Origin of the sequence: Pandoraea sp. PE-S2R-1 (assembly GCF_002179865.1) — a bacterium.
Taxonomy (GTDB): Bacteria; Pseudomonadota; Gammaproteobacteria; order Burkholderiales; family Burkholderiaceae; genus Pandoraea.
On sequence record NZ_NGUR01000066.1, the window covers coordinates 1 to 268 of the forward strand.

At 67.2% G+C, this 268-nt stretch carries 1 pseudogene; it reads right to left on the reverse strand.

Going from position 1 to position 268, the window contains the following annotated elements:
- Nucleotides 1-268, reverse strand: a pseudogene (locus tag CDV44_RS28560) (benzoyl-CoA oxygenase); the annotation flags it as partial.

Genomic DNA, 268 nt, shown 5'->3' on the forward strand with positions numbered 1-268 from the left:
TGCCGAAGTCGAGCACGATGTGATGGATGTCGCTCTCGGTGCTCGCGTCGGTCAGGCGATAGTTGCCCACCACGGTGGCCTGAATAGGCGCCTTGTGGTTGTACAGATTGACGTAAGGCTTCGCGGCGGACCACGGCGGCACGACCGAGCCACGCACGAGATCGGAGCCGCCGATGACCGGCTCGGGGGCATCCGCCGACGCGTTGCCGGACGTGCCCTCGGCCGCCTCGCCGATCGAACCCTGACCAGCGATGGCGTCGTCCTGCAC